The organism is Luteimonas dalianensis (assembly GCF_049339425.1).
GTDB classification, from domain to species: domain Bacteria; phylum Pseudomonadota; class Gammaproteobacteria; order Xanthomonadales; family Xanthomonadaceae; genus Luteimonas; species Luteimonas dalianensis.
Genome location: NZ_JBMPPO010000002.1, coordinates 143,013 through 160,113, shown reverse-complemented (window position 1 = coordinate 160,113; position 17,101 = coordinate 143,013). Strand labels below are relative to the sequence as shown.

The following is a 17,101-nucleotide window of genomic DNA, read 5'->3' as shown; positions in this document are numbered from 1 at the left end:
ATGCTCCGCTCCCCCACCCCGGCCGAGAGGATCGGCCTGTCGATCGCCGTGGCCACGGGCCTGTACGGGGTGTCGTTCGGGGCGCTGGCGGTGGCGGCGGGGCTGTCGTTCTGGCAGGCGGTGGCGCTGAGCGCGCTGATGTTCACCGGCGGCTCGCAGTTCGCCTTCATCGGCGTGATCGGCGGCGGCGGCACGGGGGCGGCGGCGTTCGGCGCGGCCACCCTGCTGGGGGTGCGCAACGCGGTGTACGGCATGCAGGTCAACCAGTGGCTGCGCCCGCGCGGCTGGAAGCGACTGGTGGCGGCGCAGGTGACGATCGACGAGTCCACGGCAACCGCGGCCTCGCAGCGCGATCCGGACGAACAGCGGCGCGGATTCTGGGCCGCGGGGCTGGGGATCTACCTGCTGTGGAACCTGGCCACGATGCTCGGGGCGGCGCTGGGCGATGCGCTCGGCGACCCGCGCCAGTGGGGCCTGGACGGGGCCGCGGTGGCGGCGTTCCTGGGGCTGCTGTGGCCGCGGCTGCGCGGCCGCGAGCCGGTGGCACTGGCGGCGGCCTGTGCGCTGGTGACGGTGGTGGTGCTGCCGTGGACCCCTCCCGGGATACCGATCCTGGTCGCGGCGCTGGTGGCGGCGGCGCTCGGCTGGCGCGGGCCGGTACTGCCGGCGGCGCTGCGGGGGAATGGTTGATGTCGGCGTGGGGCTGGATCCTGCTGGCGTCGCTGGCGGCCTTCGCCACCAAGCTGGCTGGCCACCTGGTGCCGGAGCGCTGGCTGGCGGGGCCGCGCATGTCCCGGATGACCGGCATGCTCACCGTCGGCCTGCTGGCCTCGCTGACCGCCATGAACACGTTTGCCGGCGCCGGCGGGCTGGCCTTCGACGCCCGCATCGGGGCACTGCTGGCGGCCGCGGCGGCGCTGGCGCTGCGGGTGCCGTTCCTGGGCGTGGTGGCGATCGGGGCCGCGGCTGCGGCGCTGCTGCGGCTGGCGGGTTTGCCCTGAGCGCCGGCCGGCACCGGCGCGCGCCGCTACCAGTGGTTCAGATCCCAGGCCAGCAATGCGCGCAGGCGATCGGGCAGCAGCATCGCCACCGCGTACAGCACCGCGCACAGTCCGAAGACCCAGACCATTTCCCCGGGCGCGCCAAACCGGTGCATCAGCCCGGCCAGCGCACCCAGCAGCAGCGCGCCCAGCGCCAGCTTCATCCGGCTCACCGGCGGATTGAAGTCGTCGCGCTGCGGCGGCCGGTCGCGGCCCGGCTCCTTTCTGCTGGCGAAGGTATAGGCCCGGCCCGGCGGCAGCGTCATGAAGCCCACCACCACCGAGCAGAGCGCGAGGCAGCCGGCGATGAAGACGACGGGTTCGGGCGCGCCGTAATGGAACAGCGCCCAGGCGGCGCCCGCGCAGCCCAGCGCGATCACGAGAAACGAGATCCGCCCGACCGGAACATGCTCGCGCACCGTGGCCGTCCGCTTCATCGCCGCCTCCATCCCTGTGTCCCCCAACGATACCGCGCCCGGCGCGCTACTTCTTCTCCCCCGCCGGCAGCGGCAGGCCGCGGAAGGCCTTGACCGTGCGCAGCACGATGCTGGAGTTCACGTCGGCCACCCCGGATTCGTTGAGCAGGCGGTCGAGCAGGAAACGCGAAAAGTGATCCAGGTCTTCAACCACCACGTGCAGCAGGTAGTCCATGTCGCCGCTCAGCGCGTGGCAGGCGACCACCTCGTTCCAGCCCTGCACGGCGGAGGTGAAGCGCTCCACGTAGCCGGCGTCGTGCTTCTCCAGCTGCACCCGCACGAACACCTGCAGCCCCAGCCCCAGGTGCTCGGCGTCCAGCTCCACCCGGTAGCCGGAGATCACCCCGCTGCGCTCCAGGCGCTGCACCCGGCGCAGGCAGGCCGAGGCGGACAGGTGCACGCGCTCGGCGAGTTCGGCGTTGGTGAGCCGGCCGTGCCGCTGCAGTTCGGCCAGCAGCTGCAGGTCTGTGCGGTCAAGCTGGGCTGTGTGCATATTCCTGCCCTTGAACAGGCGGATGACGCAATGATCTTGCCCGCTTAAGCGGATCCCGCGCAACAACGCAAGCCCGTTGCGCAGGCCAGGCGCTAGGCTGGGAAGTCGTCCTTCCGGAAAGCCGCCATGAGTAGCCAGCCGCGCCGCGTTGAGAACATCCACACCGACAAGGGCAAGGTGCCGGTCTACGCCACCGGCGTGGTGGAGCAGCCCTGGGACGACTACAGCGCCGACGACCACGACACCTGGTCAAAGCTGTACGCCCGCCAGCGCGAGATCCTGCCCGGCCGCGCCTGCAACGAGTTCCTCGACGCCCAGGACGCGATGGGCATGACCGCCGACCGGATCCCGAAGTTCTCCGAGCTCAACGTGGAACTGGGCAAGGCCACCGGCTGGAGCCTGATCGGCGTGGAGGGCCTGCTGCCGGAGCTGGACTTCTTCGACCACCTGGCCAACCGCCGCTTCCCGGTGACCTGGTGGATCCGGCGCCCGGACCAGATCGACTACATCGAGGAGCCGGATCTGTTCCACGATCTGTTCGGGCACGTGCCGCTGCTGATGAACCCGATGTTCGCCGACTACATGCAGGCCTACGGCGAGGGCGGGCTGAAGGCGCACGGGATCGGCGCCGAGGCGCTGCAGGCGCTGACCCGGCTGTACTGGTACACGGTGGAGTTCGGGCTGATCAACACGCCCGAGGGCATGCGCATCTACGGCGCGGGCATCGTGTCTTCAAAGGGCGAATCGATCTACAGCCTGGAAAGCGCCGCGCCCAACCGGATCGGCTTCGACGCGGAGCGGATCATGCGCACCCGCTACCGCATCGACACCTACCAGAAGACCTACTTCGTGATCGACAGCTTCGAGCAGCTCATGCGTGCCACCGAGCCGGACTTCACCCCGATCTATGCGCGGCTGGCCAAAGCCGAGTCGGTTCCCGCGGGCGAGGTGCTCGACGACGACCGCGTGTTCCAGCGCGGCACCGGCGAAGGCTGGGCCACCGACGCCGACGTCTGAGCCACCGCCTGGTAGGAGCGCGCCATGCGCAGGGAAGGGGACGAAGCCGTGAACGGGGCGGGGACGGCCGTTGGGGGATCATGGGGACATGATTGCCTTCTCCCGTTTGAGCCTTGTCCTGGCGTGCCTGCTCGCCTGCCCCTCCCTCCACGCGCAACAGCCCGGTGATGACGACAGCCGCGACGCGGCGGCCGATGCGGTCACGCTCGACCGCATCGTCGTTGAGGCCGCGCGCCTGCGCGGGGTCGACGCGTTCGACATGCCGGCCTCGGCCACGGTGGTGCCGCTGGACGGCGAAGCTTCCCGCGCCGGCGCCGACGTGTCCGAAGCGCTGCGCGGCATCCCCGGCGTGCTCGCGCGCAACCGCAGCAACTACGCCCAGGACACCCAGCTGTCGATCCGTGGCTTCGGTGCGCGCTCGACCTTCGGCGTGCGCGGCCTGCGCCTGTACGCCGACGGCATCCCGGCCTCGATGCCCGACGGACAGGGGCAGGTCTCCCACTTCAGCCTGATCGGCGGCGAGCGCATGGAGGTGCTGCGCGGGCCGTTCTCGGCCCTGCACGGCAACTCGTCGGGCGGGGTGGTGCAGATCTTCAGCAAGGACGGGCAACGCGGCGATCCGTGGCAGGCGCGGGCCACGTACGGCAGCGACGACACCTGGACGGCGGCGGCGCAGCTGCTGGGCGGCGGCGAGCGCCACGGCTACAACCTGGCGCTGTCGCGCTTCGATACCGGCGGCTGGCGCGCGCACAGCGCCGCGCGCCGCGACGTGGCCAACCTCAAGCTCGGTTTCGACGTGGGCTCGGGCGGGCGGCTGGAGCTGGTGGCCAACCATGTGGACATCCCGGAAGCACAGGACCCGCTCGGCCTGAGTGCCGGGCAGGTGCGCGAGAACCCGCGCCAGGTGGCGCCGGTGGCGCTGCAGTACAACACCCGCAAGAGCGTGCGCCAGAGCCAGGCCGGGGCGGTGTACGAGCAGCGCCTGGGCCAGGCCCAGACCCTGCGGCTGATGGCCTACGGCGGCGGGCGCGAGGTGCTGCAGTTCCTGCCGATCCCACTGGTGGCCCAGCGCAACCCGATGCAGGCCGGCGCGGTGATCGACCTGGACAACCGCTACCACGGCATCGACGCGCGCTGGTCGCTGCAGGCGGAACTTGCCGGCCGGCCGCTGGAAGTGGCGGTGGGCACCAACCTCGACCGCCAGCGCCAGCACCGGCGCGGCTGGGAAAACTTCGTCGGCGACGTCCTGGGCGTGCGCGGCGGGCTGCGCCGCGACGAGCGCAACCGGCTGGAGAACGCGGACGTGTACGCCCAGGCGTGGTGGCGGCTGGCCGAGCGCTGGTCGCTGCAGCTGGGGGCGCGCCACAGCGAGGTGGAGTTCGATTCGCGCGACGGCTACGTGACCGACGGCAACCCGGACGACAGCGGCCGGCTGCGCCACAGCCACACCGCACCGGTGGCCGGGATCAGCTTCGCACCGCGCGAGGATCTGCGCCTGTACCTGTCGGCCGGGCGCGGGTTCGAGACCCCCACGTTCAACGAAATCTCCTACCGCGCCGACGGCGGCACCGGCCTGGCCTTCGACCTGCGTCCGGCGGTCAGCGACAACGTCGAGCTGGGCGTGAAGTGGCGGGGCGCGAGCGGAGCGCAGCTGGAAGCGGCGCTGTTCCGCGCCGCGACCGACGACGAGCTGGCGGTGGTGCGCAACGTGGCCGGGCGCAGCAGCTACCGCAACGTGGGCAGCGCGCGCCGCCAGGGCGTGGAGCTGTCGTGGGGCATGCCGCTGGGCGAGCAGTGGGATCTGGCGGTGGCCGCGACCCACCTGGACGCCACGTTCCGCAGCGGCTACCTGATCTGCCAGGGCGCCGGCTGCACCGATCCGTCCGTGCCGGTGCCGGCCGGCTCGCCGATCCCGGGCGTGCCGGAACAGCAGGCGTTCGCGCGCCTGCAGTGGCAGCAGGGGCCGTGGTCGGCGGCGCTCGAGGGCGAGGCGGTGTCCTCGGTGCCGGTCAACGACCTGGGCTCCGAATCCGCGGCCGGTTACGGCCTGCTGCACCTGGAGGCCTCGCGCAGCTGGAATACCCCGGCAGGGCGGCTGCGCGCCTTCGCCCGCGTCGACAACCTGCTCGACCGCGACCACATCGGCTCGGTGATCGTGAACGAGGGCAACGGCCGTTTCTACGAGCCGGGGCGCGACCGCACCTGGATGGTCGGGCTGCACTGGACCGGCGATGGCCCGCGCGCCGGGGCACGCCGGTAAGCGGGCTGCGGTCCGCGTGAGCCGGCGCGCACCCGGTAGCGCCGGTCCAGCCACACCTTGGCCACCACCGACAGCACCACCGGCCCGAACCAGCCCAGGTAGTACCACGTCGAACCCTGGAGGGCCGGCACCAGACGCGGCAGTCCGATCGCCACGAAGGCGATGTGGGTGGCAGCGCCATTGGCGACCATCGCCCCGTAGTGCTCTTCCAGCCACCACAGCGGCTGGGTGGGGATGATCCGGCGCCGGCGCAGCATGTCCAGCCCGATCAGGATGCCGACCAGGGAGAACCCCGCCAGCAGCGGCTGGCCGCGGTCCAGGCCCAGCCACAGGATGGCCACGCCCACCGCGGGGTTGGCGATGGCCAGGACCTGGTACGCACGCCCCAGGTAGCGGGCGGGTGCGGCGCGGTCGCGGATTGCCCGCCAGGACAGCCAGACGGTGGTGGATACCAGCAGCAGCAGGTAGCCCAGGAAGGCGGCGCTGACGGTGTGCCCGTCGAGCACGAACTGCACCGTCAGCGCCACCCCGGTGACGATCACCAGCACCATCGCCAGCAGGTAGATGCGCCCGGCCAGGCGATGGATCGGGCTGCCCTTGCGCAGCATCGCCGCGAGCCAGAAGCAGGCCAGCGCAACGGTGCCGGCGGCGATGTGCAGGGCAAGGAAGGTGGCGTATCCGGGCATGGCCGTGGCTCCACTTGGGGAGTGCCAGCTTCACGCGCGACGCCCGCCGGTCGCAGTCCCCGCGGTCACCTTTGCATGGTGCCGGAAGTCACTTTCTTCGCCGGATCCGTTGCGCGCGCCCGCAGGGCGACGCAGCATGGAACCTCCGCCCCTGGAGACGGGCCGTGCGCGGTCACCTCGCCCCGCTGCTGCAGCCACTGAACCTCGCCGCCCTGCTGACCCTGCTGACGGTGGCGGTATCGATCCACGGCGAACTCGGTTCCCAGCGCCCGCTGGGCTGGGCACTGCTGGTGGGCTTCAGCGTGCTGTTCCTGGTGGTCGACACGCTGTCAGCCAAGCCGCTGCTGCGTGCCACCGGATACGTCGTCCTTGCCTTGATCGCGCTCGCGCTGGTGACCCTGGCGCCGCGCACCGGCACCTCGCCGGTGCTGCTGGTGATCCTGGTGGCCGCGCTGGCGATCGACTATCCCCCGTCCCGGGTATTGCCCGCCGCGGCGCTGCTCAACCTCGCCCTGTACCTGGTGCTGCGCGCCGGCGGGCATGCCGCACCGGCGCTGACGGTCACGGTCTACCTGGGCTTCCAGGCCTTCGCCGCGCTGGTGGCGCACTACGCCCGCAGCGCCGAGCAGGCCCGCGACCGGCTGGCCCTGGTCAACGCCGACCTGCTCGCCACCCGCGCGCTGCTGGCCGACAGCGCGCGCGACGCCGAGCGGCTGCGCTTTGCCCGCGAGCTGCACGACGTGGCCGGCCACAAGCTCACCGCGCTCACCCTCAACCTGCGCGCGCTGGCCGACCGGCAGCAAGGCGGCGCGCCGGCGGAGCTGGAAGTGGCGCGCCGGCTGGCCGCCGAACTGATGGACGACCTGCGGGAGCTGGTGCAGCAGCTGCGCGATGACCGCGGCCTGGACCTGGCCACCGCGCTGCGGGCGCTGGCGGCGCCGCTGCCGCGGCCCGCGCTGCAGCTTGCGATCGACGATGACGTGCGCATCAGCGACCCGGCCACCGCCGATGCGCTGCTGCGGATGGTGCAGGAGGCGCTCACCAACAGCGCGCGCCACGGCCAGGCGCGGGTGCTGGAGGTGCGCATCCGCCGCGATGGCCCGCGCCTGGAGGTGTCGATCGAGGATGACGGCCGGCTGCGCGGCCCGCTGCGCGAAGGCAACGGGCTGGCCGGCATGCGCGAGCGCCTGGCGGCCGCGGGCGGACAGCTGGCGTTCTCCACCTCGGCCGGCGGCGCACTGCGCATCGATGCGAGCCTGCCGGCGTGAGCGCGCCGCGCATCGCCCTCGCCGATGACCAGGCGCTGGTGCGCGCCGGGCTGCGCGCGCTGCTGGAAGGCCAGGGCATCAGCGTGGCATTGGAAGCCGACGACGGCGCCGCGCTGCTGGAAGGCCTGGCGGCCACGCCGGTGGACGTGGTGCTCAGCGACATCCGCATGCCCGGCATGGACGGCATCGCGGCGCTGCAGGCGCTGCGCGAGCGCGGCGACGCCACTCCGGTGCTGCTGCTGACCACGTTTGATGACAGCGAGCTGCTGCTGCGCGCCACCGAAGCCGGGGCCCAGGGCTTCCTGCTCAAGGACGCCGCGCCCGAGGACCTGCGCGACGCAGTGCTGCGCATCGCCGCCGGCGACACCCTGCTGCAGCCGGTGAGCACCGGGCCGGTGCGCGCGCGCTACCGCTACCACGCCGCCGACGCGCCGCGCGAGCCCTTCAGCGAACGCGAGGTGGCGATCCTGCGGCTGATGGCCGGCGGCTACTCCAACCGCGAGATCGCCCGCTCGGTGTTCCTGGCCGAGGGCACGGTGAAGAACTACGTTTCCACGATCCTGGAGAAACTCGACACCCGCGACCGCACCCGGGCGGTGCTCAAGGCGATCACGCTGCGGGTGATCTGAGCCGGATTTTTCCCGGGAAATGATAGACTTGCGGGGTTTTCCCGGGTGGTTCGATCCCGGCCTTCCCCCTTTTCCAGACGGTGAAGCAGTGTCCTTCTTCAAGAACGTTGAACAGGTGCCCGGGGACCCGATCCTGGGCCTGACCGATGCCTTCCGCGCCGACCCGCGCCCGACCAAGGTGAACCTGGGGGTCGGGATCTACTACGACGAGGAAGGACGCATCCCGATGATGGGCGCGGTGCAGCAGGTCGAGCGCGCGCTGGCCGAGCGCAGCCCGGCCCGCGGCTACCTGCCGATCGACGGCATGCCCGACTACCGGGCCGCCACCCGCGAGCTGCTGTTCGGCGCCGACTCTCCGGTGATCGCCGAAGATCGCGCCATTACCACCCAGACCGTCGGTGGCAGCGGCGCGCTGCGCACCGGCGCCGAGCTGCTGAAGCACGCGCTGCCGTTCGCGCGCATCGCCATCAGCACGCCCAGCTGGGAGAACCACCGCGCGGTGTTCCCGGCGGCGGGCTTCGAAGTGGTGGACTACACCTATTTCGACGACGAGACGCACGGCCTGGACTTCGACGGCATGCTCGCCGACCTGGGCAGGCTGGAGGCCGGCACCGTGGTGCTGCTGCACGCGTGCTGCCACAACCCCACCGGCGCCGATCTTGACCACGCCCAGTGGCAGCAGGTGATCGCGCTGATGCACGAGCGCAACCTGGTGCCGTTCATCGACATGGCCTACCAGGGCTTCGACCAGGGCATCGACGAGGACGCGCGCGCGATCCGGATGCTGGCCGAGTCGCCGATCCGCAACTTCGTCGTCGCCAGCTCGTTCTCCAAGTCATTCTCGCTCTACGGCGAGCGGGTCGGCGCGCTGACCGTGGTCAGCGCCAGCGCCGACGAGGCCGCGCGGGTGCAGTCGCAGGTCAAGCGGCTGGTGCGCGCCAATTACTCCAGCCCGTCGTTCCACGGCGCGGCGCTGGTGGCCGGGGTACTCAACGATGCGGATCTGCGCCAGCAGTGGGAGGCCGAGCTGGGCAGCTGGCGCGAGCGCATCCACGCCCTGCGCGAGGGGCTGGTGGAGCGGCTGGCGGCCCACGGCGCCGACGGCTACGGCTTCATCCGCGACCAGGCCGGCATGTTCTCCTACTCCGGGCTGGATCGCGGCCAGGTGGAGCGGCTGCGCGGGGAGTTCGGCATCTACGCGGTAGGCACCGGGCGCATCTGCGTGGCCGGGCTCAACCAGGAGAACCTGGACGGCGTGGCGCAGGCCGTGGCCCAGGTCAGCGCAGGCTGACCGGGCCGGGACGGCGCGCCCGCCCCACCCCGCCGGCAGGCGTGCGATGCTTGCCGGCATGAACACGCCAGACACGAACCAGCCGGACACGGCTGCAGACGACTTCATCCACGTCGTGCAGGGGGCGCTCGATGCCGACACCTGCGCGGCGATCGTGGCCCGCATGCGCGAGAGCCGGGAGCTGCAACCGGGCCGGGTCGGCGGCGGCGTGTATCCGGAGCTCAAGCACAGCCGCGACCTGTCGCTGGCGGGCAACGCCGCCTGGGCCGACGTGGAACAGGCGCTCAACGTGGCCGTCTACGCGGGCATGCTCGGCTATCTGCGGCGCTGGCCGCAGGCGCTGGTGGCACCGCTGATGCTGCAGCAGCCCGGCCCCGGCGGCCAGCTGCGGCGGCTTGCGGCCGAAGACCTGTCGGCGATGGACGATGCCGCGATCGGCGAGCTGGCGCGCACCTGCCTGCGCCCGGGCGCGATCAACCTGCAGTGGTACCGCGACGGCGAGGGCGGCTATCCGTACTGGCACTGCGAGCTGTATCCGCGCGACCCGCAGTGCGAGACACTGCACCGGCACCTGCTGTGGACGGTGTACCTCAACGACGGCTTCGACGAGGGCGAAACCGAGTTCCTGTTCCAGCGCCGCAAGGTGGCCCCGCGCAGCGGAGACCTGCTGATCGCGCCGACCGCGTTCACCCACACCCATCGCGGCAACCGTCCGCGCGGCGGCGACAAGTTCATCGCCACCAGCTGGATCCTGTTCCAGCGCGCCGAGCGCCTGTTCGGCAGCCCTACGCCGAGCGGGGGTGGTTGAGCACCAGCCAGTACTGCCCCAGCTGCCTGACCGCGGTGACGAACTGCTCGAAATCCACCGGCTTGCGGATGTAGCTGTTCACGCCCAGCGCGTAGCTGGCCTCCACGTCGAACGGCTCCACGCTGGTGGTCAGCACCACCACCGGCAGGGCGCGGGTGCGCACGTCGCCGCGGATCGCCTGCAGCACCTCGCGCCCGTCCAGCTTGGGCAGGTTGAGGTCGAGCAGCATCAGCGCCGGCAGGCGGGCGGGATCGCGATCGGCCCAGGCGCCGCGGGCAAACAGGTAGTCCAGCGCCTGGGCGCCGTCGTGCACCACCATCAGCCGGTTGGGGATGCCGGCCTCGGTGAACGCGATCCGGGTCAGCTCGGCGTCGTCCGGGTTGTCCTCCACCAGCAGGATCTCGCCCTCGTTCACCCGCCATCCCCCGCGTCCGGCACCGCCGGCAGTTCGACGTGGAACACACTGCCGCGATCCGGCTCGGACTCCACCCACAGCCGTCCGCCATGGCGCTGGACGACCTCATGGGCGATCGCCAGCCCCATCCCGTGACCGCCGCCATCCTCCAGCGCATGCAGGCGCTGGAACGGCTCGAAGATGCGTGCCGCATAGCGCATGTCGAATCCGCTGCCGTGATCGCGCACCTGCACGCGCGAAAGGCCGTCTTCATCCCCGCCGCTGATCCCGATGCGGGCCTGGCCATCGCGCGAATACCTGACCGCGTTGTCCAGCAGCTGGTCGAACACCAGCTTGAGCTGGCGCTCGTCGCCCATGGCGAGCAGGCCCGGCTGCACCGTGGCCTCGATCACCACCCCGGGATGCGCATCCTCCAGCTCGGCCAGGCTCCACTCGGCCAGCAGGCTCAGGTCGACGGGCCTGCTCTGCAGCTGCGCGCGGCCGGCGTGGGAGAGCTGCAGCAGCGCGCCGATCAGCCCGTCCATGCGTGCGGCCGCCTCGCGGATGCGCTGCAGGTAGCCGCGGCCCTCGTCCGACATCCCGTCCGCGTGATGCTCGGCGAGCAGCGCCGTGTAGCCGGTGATCGCGCGCAGCGGCGCGCGCAGGTCGTGGGACATGCCGGTGGCCAGCACCTGCTGCTGCAGGCGCAGCGAATGCAGCGCGCGCTCGACCTCCGCCAGCTCCCCCCCTGCCGGCACGGACGGCGGCGCGGAGTCGGAAACTGGAGACATCGCGCGTAACCCCTGTTATTGCGCGTCCAAGTCTACGGGTTGGCACGGGACGGGATGTGCATCCGGCGTGAAGGAATCAGGCCCCGAACAGATCACCCTGCGGAGAATCGGGACGCGGCGGGACAAACCGGCTGCAGTCCAGCTCCGGCAGCCGGCCGTAGCCAAGCCGCCGGTGGCAGCGGGCGAAGCGGGCGGCGATCAGGTCGGCGAACGGGCCCTGCCCGCGCATGCGGCTGCCGAACGCGCTGTCGTAGTCGCGGCCGCCGCGCATCTGCCGCAGCAGGCTCATCACGTGCGCGGCGCGATCGGGATAGTGCAGCTGCAGCCACTCGCGCCAGATCTCCTTGAGCTCATGCGGCAGGCGCAGCAGCACGTAGCTGGCGGAACGCGCGCCGTGCCCGCGCGCCGCCTCCAGGATCGCCTCCAGTTCGGCATCGGTGATCGCCGGCACCACCGGGGCCACCAGCACCCCGACCGGGATCCCGGCATCGGCCAGCCTGCGCAGCGTGGCCAGGCGCGTATGCGGCGCCGCCGCGCGCGGCTCCATGCGCGCCGACAGGCGGTTGTCCAAGGTGGTGATCGACAGGTACACGCTGACCAGGCCCTGTTCGGCCATGGGTGCCAGCAGGTCGAGGTCGCGCGCGACCAGCGCGCCCTTGGTCACGATGCTGCACGGATGCCGGCATTCGGCCAGCACCTCCAGCAGCTGGCGGGTCACGCCCCAGCTGCGCTCGATCGGCTGGTAGCCGTCGGTGTTGATGCCCAGCGCGATCGGCGAGCAGCGGTACGAAGGCCTGGCCAGCTCGGCGCGCAGGCGCTCGGCGGCGTTGGTCTTGGCGTACAGGCGGGTTTCGAAATCCAGGCCCGGCGAGAGATCCAGGTAGGCGTGCGAGGGACGGGCGAAGCAGTAGACACAGCCGTGCTCGCAGCCCCGGTACGGATTGACCGACTGCTCGAAGCCCACGTCCGGCGAACCGTTGCGGCTGACCACGCTGCGCGCCTGCTCTTCGGTGACCACCGTCTCCAGCCGCGACGCTTCCGCTTCAACCGGCTCCCGCAGCCCGTCCCAGCCGTCGTCCTCCAGGCGCACCTGGCGCTTGTCGAAACGGCCGTCGACGAAGGAAGCGCTGCCGCGTCCGCGGATGGGCGCCGTCGCCGGGCCATGGGTCTTGTGGCGGATGCGCATGAGGCCAGCCTAGCGCGCCGCGGTCGCGCCACTGGAGACACAGGCTGAACCGGTCAGGCGCGCCGGCCCACCTGAATGGGCGGGTGGCCGATCCCTGCCGGTTCCATCGTGTCTTCGGGATGCACTGTGAAGAATCGAGGAGCATGCGCCACACGCATCCGGGGGAAAATCCATGATGATCCGCGCTTCCGTTTCGCACCCGCCGCCGCGCACCGGCGGCGGCCGCGGCCCGCATCACGATGGGCCGCCACGTCCGCTACTCCCCACAAGCCCCCTGCCGCTCGCCCGGGCCTGGCCAGGCCGTCCCGCCTGAGGCCCGGCGGCGGCGCCAGCGGCGCACGCCTGCTTTCCCGTCCTCGATCCCTGCATGCCTTCAGGCGGGTCGATCCCGCGTCACATCCGCCCCCGATACTGGAGCAAAGGTCCAAAGGGAAAGCCACTCCCCCGCCAACCCCTTCAACCCCACATGGACATCCCGACCCCCACCAAAAGACACTGCATCATCTGGTTTGGACAGGCTTCACCGCGCGAGCGCAGGATGCTCGCCGCAGCCGGCTGGAGCCTGCGCGAGGTGGATCCCCGCTGCGACGCCCACGTGGGCATGCGCAGCGGCGACAAGGTGGTGGCGCTGGTGGATCTGCGCGAGGTGGGCGAGGAGGTGGTGCAGGCCCTGCAGCGGGCCGTCGTCGACCACGCCGACCTGCCGCTGATCGCGCTGCCGCCCGAGTCGGACAGCGACGACCCGGCGCTGCAGCCGATCCTGCAGGCCTGCGGGGAGCGCCTGGTATCACCGTTCAACCCGCAGCAGCTGGCGCAGGCGCTGGCGGCGTTCGACCAGCGCGCGCCGTCGGGCGAGCCGGTCGGTGGAATGATCGGCCAGAGCCCGCCGATGCTGGAGGTGCGGGCCACCCTGCACCGCTACGCCGGGGTCGACCTGCCGGTGCTGGTCACCGGCGAAACCGGCACCGGCAAGGAGCTCGCCGCCCGCGCCCTGCACGACCTGTCCGACCGCCGCCGCGCGCCGTTCGTGGCGGTCAACTGCGGCGCCCTGCCATCGGGCCTGATCCAGGCCGAACTGTTCGGCCACGAGCGCGGCGCCTTCACCGGTGCGTCGACGCGGCGCATCGGCCTGTTCGAAACCGCCAACACCGGCACCATCTTCCTGGACGAGATCGGCGACCTGCCGCTCGACGCCCAGGCCAACCTGCTGCGGGTGCTGCAGGAAGGGACGCTGGAGCGGATCGGCAGCAGCCAGTCGCTGCGCGTGGACGTGCGCGTGGTTGCCGCCACCCACGTGGATCTGGAGCAGGCCGTCGAACGCGGCCGGTTCCGCCGCGACCTCTACTTCCGCCTCGACGTGCTGCACCTGGACATGCCCCCGCTGCGCTCCCGCGGTGACGACGTGGAGCTGCTGGCGCGGCGCTTCCTGGAGGAGTTCCGCAACCAGCACGCGGTCACCGCACGCGGCTTCGACAGCGGCGCCCGCCGCGCCCTGGGCGACTACCACTGGCCGGGCAACGTGCGCGAACTGCTCAACCGGGTGCGCCGCGCCGCGGTGATCGCCCGCCAGCCGCTGATCAGCGCCGATGACCTGCAGATCGCCTCCGGCCGCCCACCCGGCGACGAGTGCCTGGACAGCGCCCGCACCAGCGCCGAGCGCGACACCGTGATGGCGACCCTGCGCGAGACCGGCTTCAACGTCAGCGCGTGTGCCCGCCGGCTCCGGGTCTCGCGGATGACGGTGTATCGCCTGTGCAGGAAGCACGGGCTGTCACTGGCCGAGCTGCGCTGAGCGATCCGCCGCGCGGCCCTACAGGGTGTAGGGCAGCTTGAAGCTGAGGCTGAAGTCCGGCGCGTCCGGGGTCAGGCCGATGCCCAGCATGCCGACGAAGGTGGCCTGCGGGCTCAGCGCGTGGGTCACGCCCAGGCTCAGGGTGGCGGCGTTGCCGTCGGTGCCGATCAGCTTCACCCACTCGGCGCCCTCCTGGCGGGTGCGCGCGCGGGCGTTGAAGCGGTTGTTGTAGGCGATGCTCAGGCTGGTGCGCTCGTTGAAGGCAAACGCCACGCCCGCGCCCAGGGTGAAGCCCCGGCCGAGCCTGACCTTGCCCGGGTTCACCGTCGACGGGTTGTTGTCGATGTCGTCGAAGCTGCCGACGAACGAGTGGGTGTAGCCGATGCTGCCGAACAGGATCGCCGGCTCGGTGGCCTTGACCGCCGACAGGCTGGCCGAGGCCTGCCACACGCCGTTGCCGGTCGGCTGCTCCTCGGGCACGGCGAAGCGGATGAACTCGTCCTCGTCGCGCTCCAGCACCCGCCACGGGATCCCGTACGGCTCGCGCCCGGTCGGCGCGGTCACGCCCAGTGTCAGCACGGTCTCGGGCAGGAACGCGCGCTCGGAGAACAGCTTCCAGTTGGCGCTGGCGGTGATGTCGCCCAGCCCCGAGCCGCTGGTGTGCTCCTGCGCGATCACCGCCGCGGCGCCGCCCGCGCCGCCCTTCTGGTACACGGTGCGGCGGTAGATCCACGGCACGTCCAGGTTCAGGGTCAGCCGCGGCGACACGCCCCAGCGCGCGGCCAGGTTGTAGGTCAGGGTGTCGGATTCGACGTTCTCGATCGCGATGTTGCCCAGGAAGATCGCGTCCAGTGCAAGGAAGCCGTTGAGCGTGAGCTGCTTGCGGTCGTAGCGGTTGTAGGTGAAGCCGTTGTCGATCACCAGGCCGCGCTTGAACAGCGCCTGCTGCTGCTGGCGCACGTCGGAGACGCTGCGGGCCTCTTCCTCGCGCGCCCGCGCGGCGTCCTCGGCGCTGCTCGCGTAACCCGCCTCGGGCGGCTGGGGCGCCGGTGCCCGGGCCACCGGGGCCACGGGGGCCGGGGCGGGCGGTGTCGCCGGGGCCGGTTCCGGCGCGGCCGGAACCCGGCCGCTGATGCGCGCCTGCAGCGCCTGCATCTGCATGTCCAGCTCGCGCAGGCGACGCACTTCCTGGGAATAGGCGGCCTTCAGCGCGGCCAGCTCCTGCATCATGCGCGCCACTTCGGCGCGCTCCTGGTCGCTGAGCGCCGCCACGGGCGGCTGCGCCTGCCCGGCCGGCGGTGGATCCTGGGCCATTGCCGAACCCGCGCTGCAGGCCAGGCCCATCGACAGCGCCCAAGCCAGCGGCGGCGGCGCGAACGCGCTGGCGCCCGCCGCAGGCTTTCCTCCCTGTTCGCGATTGCGCCCCCCGGCCTGCATCACGGACCGCCGATCCCGCGCGTGGATCCCAGTGCCTGGGCCACGTTCTGGTTGAGCATCGCGGTCGCCGGCAGCGACGCCCGCACCATGTCCAGGTGCAGCTGGTTGCTGACCGTCTGGCCGTCGCTGGCCAGGCGGATGCTCTGGCCCATGCTGCCGGCGCTGATCCACTGCTCGGCCGCGCCATGGCCCTGCACCTCCAGCAGCACGCCGGCACGGCTGCCGTCGAAGTGGACGCTGGCCGAAGCCGCGCCCGCGCTCCGGCTGAGCGCAGCGTGCGCCGTGCCGTCGCCGCCGGCCACCGGCACCGCGCCCTCGCGCAGCGTCAGCGAGGTCACGTTGCTGGCGGCATTGCCGTCACCGGCCACCTGCACGCCCTGCACCAGGCCACCCACGTTGGCCAGCCCTGAGCTGTCGACACTGCGCGTGCCGGAGGGCAGCGGCATCGGCGCGTTTTCGTCGGTCAGCACCACGTTGGGGCTGAAGCTGAGCGCCGGGCTGCCGTCGCTGAAGTCGAACCCGATGCCCAGCCGCCCCTGCAGCGTCTGGCCCGAGCTGGTCTGCCAGGTGGAAATCATCGACACGCCGAACCACAGCACCTTGTTGTCACCGGCGATGAAGCGCCCGCGCATCAGGCCAAGCTCGGCATCGGGAATCTCGGTCAGCCCGCGCGCGGGCTGACCGGGTGCCTGCTGCGCCAGCGCGGGGGCCGCGGACAGCAGCCCTCCCAGCAGCAGCGCCAGGCACGTGTGGGGAATGATGTTCATCCGTCTACTCCTTCAGAACAGATCCGCGTGGGTGAAGCCGAAGTCCAGCAGCTCGGCATCGGTCAGCGGCCCCTGGCGTGCGTACAGGGCCTTGGCGCTCGGGCGCGCAGGCGGATCCAGCAATACGGTGTTGCGGTCGAAGTCACTGCCTATCACGACGAAAATGGCCCGTGACGGCCACGACTCCATGAACTCGTCGAACGGCACGCTGCGGTTGCCCAGCATCGGGTCGCCGACCTCAACGGTGTCGCCGACGACCTGCTTGAGCACCACGAAGTGGCGGAATCCGGCCACGTCCATCAGCACGATCGCCGGAACCCGCAGGCTGCGCAGACGCTCCTCGTCGACCCGGTAGCCGCGGGCGCGCATGCCCAGCGATTCCACGTAGTGCTTGATGTCCAGCAGCGAAAACCCGCGCGCGTGAACCACTTCCGGATCGGAGACCATCATCATCCCCTCGATCACGGTGGCCTCGTCGGCGTCCACCCGGTAGGCGTAGCGCATGATGGTGGCCAGCGCCGCGGCGCCGCAGCTGTAGTCGGTTTCCTGGCGGACGAGGTGCCGGAAGCGGCCCTCGGTCATGCTCTCCACCGGCTTGGTCAGCAGCGCGCCGTTGGGAAGCACGCCTGCGAACTGCACGTCGGCCGCATCGGCGCGCGGCAGCGCGACCGTGGCCGCGAGGATCATGAACACGCCGATCCACCACGCCCGCATGCGTGGCTGCCCGGTTCCGTGCGGCAGGGAATTGATCATCGGGACGATCCCT

At 71.6% G+C, this 17,101-nt stretch carries 17 protein-coding genes and 1 pseudogene; 9 read left to right on the top strand and 9 right to left on the bottom strand.

Going from position 1 to position 17,101, the window contains the following annotated elements; all coding sequences use genetic code 11:
- Positions 1-690: an AzlC family ABC transporter permease gene (locus ACOZ90_RS02975; protein ID WP_422892147.1), complete on the top strand. Its 690-nt coding sequence runs from the start codon at positions 1-3 to the stop codon at positions 688-690.
- Positions 690-1,001: an AzlD domain-containing protein gene (locus ACOZ90_RS02970; protein WP_422892146.1), complete on the top strand. Its 312-nt coding sequence runs from the start codon at positions 690-692 to the stop codon at positions 999-1,001. Before ACOZ90_RS02975 ends, ACOZ90_RS02970 begins: the two co-directional genes overlap by 1 nt.
- Positions 1,002-1,027: 26 nt before the next feature.
- Here ACOZ90_RS02970 and ACOZ90_RS02965 read toward each other — a convergent pair whose 3' ends face one another.
- Together ACOZ90_RS02965 and ACOZ90_RS02960 are read right to left on the bottom strand one after the other, a co-directional pair.
- The gene (locus ACOZ90_RS02965; protein WP_422892145.1) at positions 1,028-1,477 is read right to left on the bottom strand and encodes a hypothetical protein; all 450 of its coding nucleotides are present in this window, start codon (positions 1,475-1,477) and stop codon (positions 1,028-1,030) included.
- 46 nt (positions 1,478-1,523) lie between these two features.
- On the bottom strand, positions 1,524-2,009 hold the full coding sequence (locus ACOZ90_RS02960; protein ID WP_422892144.1) for an Lrp/AsnC family transcriptional regulator: 486 nt from the start codon (positions 2,007-2,009) through the stop codon (positions 1,524-1,526).
- 126 nt (positions 2,010-2,135) lie between these two features.
- Between ACOZ90_RS02960 and phhA the strand changes: the two genes are divergently transcribed.
- Both phhA and ACOZ90_RS02950 read left to right on the top strand, forming a co-directional pair.
- Positions 2,136-3,026: a phenylalanine 4-monooxygenase gene (gene phhA / locus ACOZ90_RS02955; RefSeq protein WP_422892143.1), complete on the top strand. Its 891-nt coding sequence runs from the start codon at positions 2,136-2,138 to the stop codon at positions 3,024-3,026.
- An 88-nt stretch (positions 3,027-3,114) separates the two neighbouring features.
- The gene (locus ACOZ90_RS02950; RefSeq protein WP_422892142.1) at positions 3,115-5,286 is read left to right on the top strand and encodes a TonB-dependent receptor family protein; all 2,172 of its coding nucleotides are present in this window, start codon (positions 3,115-3,117) and stop codon (positions 5,284-5,286) included.
- Here the strand turns inward: ACOZ90_RS02950 and ACOZ90_RS02945 are convergent.
- Complete coding sequence (locus tag ACOZ90_RS02945) at positions 5,205-5,972, bottom strand: DUF2306 domain-containing protein (RefSeq protein WP_422892141.1); 768 nt, start codon at positions 5,970-5,972, stop codon at positions 5,205-5,207. The genes ACOZ90_RS02950 and ACOZ90_RS02945 overlap by 82 nt on opposite strands.
- Positions 5,973-6,047: 75 nt before the next feature.
- Between ACOZ90_RS02945 and ACOZ90_RS02940 the strand changes: the two are divergent.
- The 4 genes and pseudogenes from ACOZ90_RS02940 (at position 6,048) to ACOZ90_RS02925 (ending at position 9,968) form a co-directional block, all read left to right on the top strand.
- Positions 6,048-7,240: pseudogene (locus tag ACOZ90_RS02940) on the top strand (sensor histidine kinase).
- Entirely contained in the window at positions 7,237-7,869 is a 633-nt protein-coding gene (locus tag ACOZ90_RS02935; RefSeq protein WP_422892140.1) for a response regulator, read from the top strand. The pseudogene ACOZ90_RS02940 and the gene ACOZ90_RS02935 overlap by 4 nt, the downstream one beginning before the upstream one ends.
- Positions 7,870-7,957: 88 nt before the next feature.
- Positions 7,958-9,160, top strand: coding sequence for an amino acid aminotransferase (locus tag ACOZ90_RS02930; RefSeq protein WP_422892139.1), 1,203 nt, complete (start codon positions 7,958-7,960; stop codon positions 9,158-9,160).
- 58 nt (positions 9,161-9,218) lie between these two features.
- Positions 9,219-9,968, top strand: coding sequence for a 2OG-Fe(II) oxygenase (locus ACOZ90_RS02925; protein WP_422892138.1), 750 nt, complete (start codon positions 9,219-9,221; stop codon positions 9,966-9,968).
- Here ACOZ90_RS02925 and ACOZ90_RS02920 read toward each other — a convergent pair.
- The 3 genes from ACOZ90_RS02920 to ACOZ90_RS02910 form a co-directional block, all read right to left on the bottom strand.
- Entirely contained in the window at positions 9,946-10,383 is a 438-nt protein-coding gene (locus tag ACOZ90_RS02920; RefSeq protein WP_422892137.1) for a response regulator, read from the bottom strand. The genes ACOZ90_RS02925 and ACOZ90_RS02920 overlap by 23 nt on opposite strands.
- A complete protein-coding gene (locus ACOZ90_RS02915) occupies positions 10,380-11,153 on the bottom strand; it encodes a sensor histidine kinase (RefSeq protein WP_422892136.1) in 774 nt (257 codons plus the stop codon). Before ACOZ90_RS02915 ends, ACOZ90_RS02920 begins: the two co-directional genes overlap by 4 nt.
- Positions 11,154-11,229: 76 nt before the next feature.
- Positions 11,230-12,339 (bottom strand): PA0069 family radical SAM protein, encoded by a 1,110-nt coding sequence (locus ACOZ90_RS02910; RefSeq protein ID WP_422892135.1) that lies wholly within the window; start codon positions 12,337-12,339, stop codon positions 11,230-11,232.
- Between the two features lie 466 nt (positions 12,340-12,805).
- On the opposite strand from ACOZ90_RS02910, the gene ACOZ90_RS02905 reads away from it, so the two are divergent.
- Positions 12,806-14,131, top strand: coding sequence for a sigma-54 interaction domain-containing protein (locus ACOZ90_RS02905; protein ID WP_422892134.1), 1,326 nt, complete (start codon positions 12,806-12,808; stop codon positions 14,129-14,131).
- Positions 14,132-14,149: 18 nt separating this feature from the next.
- On the opposite strand, the gene ACOZ90_RS02900 is transcribed toward ACOZ90_RS02905, so the two are convergent.
- The 3 genes from ACOZ90_RS02900 to ACOZ90_RS02890 all read right to left on the bottom strand — a co-directional run bounded on the left by ACOZ90_RS02900 (position 14,150) and on the right by ACOZ90_RS02890 (position 17,022).
- On the bottom strand, positions 14,150-15,475 hold the full coding sequence (locus ACOZ90_RS02900; protein WP_422892414.1) for a transporter family protein: 1,326 nt from the start codon (positions 15,473-15,475) through the stop codon (positions 14,150-14,152).
- Positions 15,476-15,567: 92 nt separating this feature from the next.
- Positions 15,568-16,335 (bottom strand): hypothetical protein, encoded by a 768-nt coding sequence (locus ACOZ90_RS02895; RefSeq protein ID WP_422892133.1) that lies wholly within the window; start codon positions 16,333-16,335, stop codon positions 15,568-15,570.
- A gap of 12 nt (positions 16,336-16,347) precedes the next feature.
- Positions 16,348-17,022: a C39 family peptidase gene (locus tag ACOZ90_RS02890; RefSeq protein ID WP_422892413.1), complete on the bottom strand. Its 675-nt coding sequence runs from the start codon at positions 17,020-17,022 to the stop codon at positions 16,348-16,350.
- Positions 17,023-17,101 lie beyond the last annotated feature (79 nt).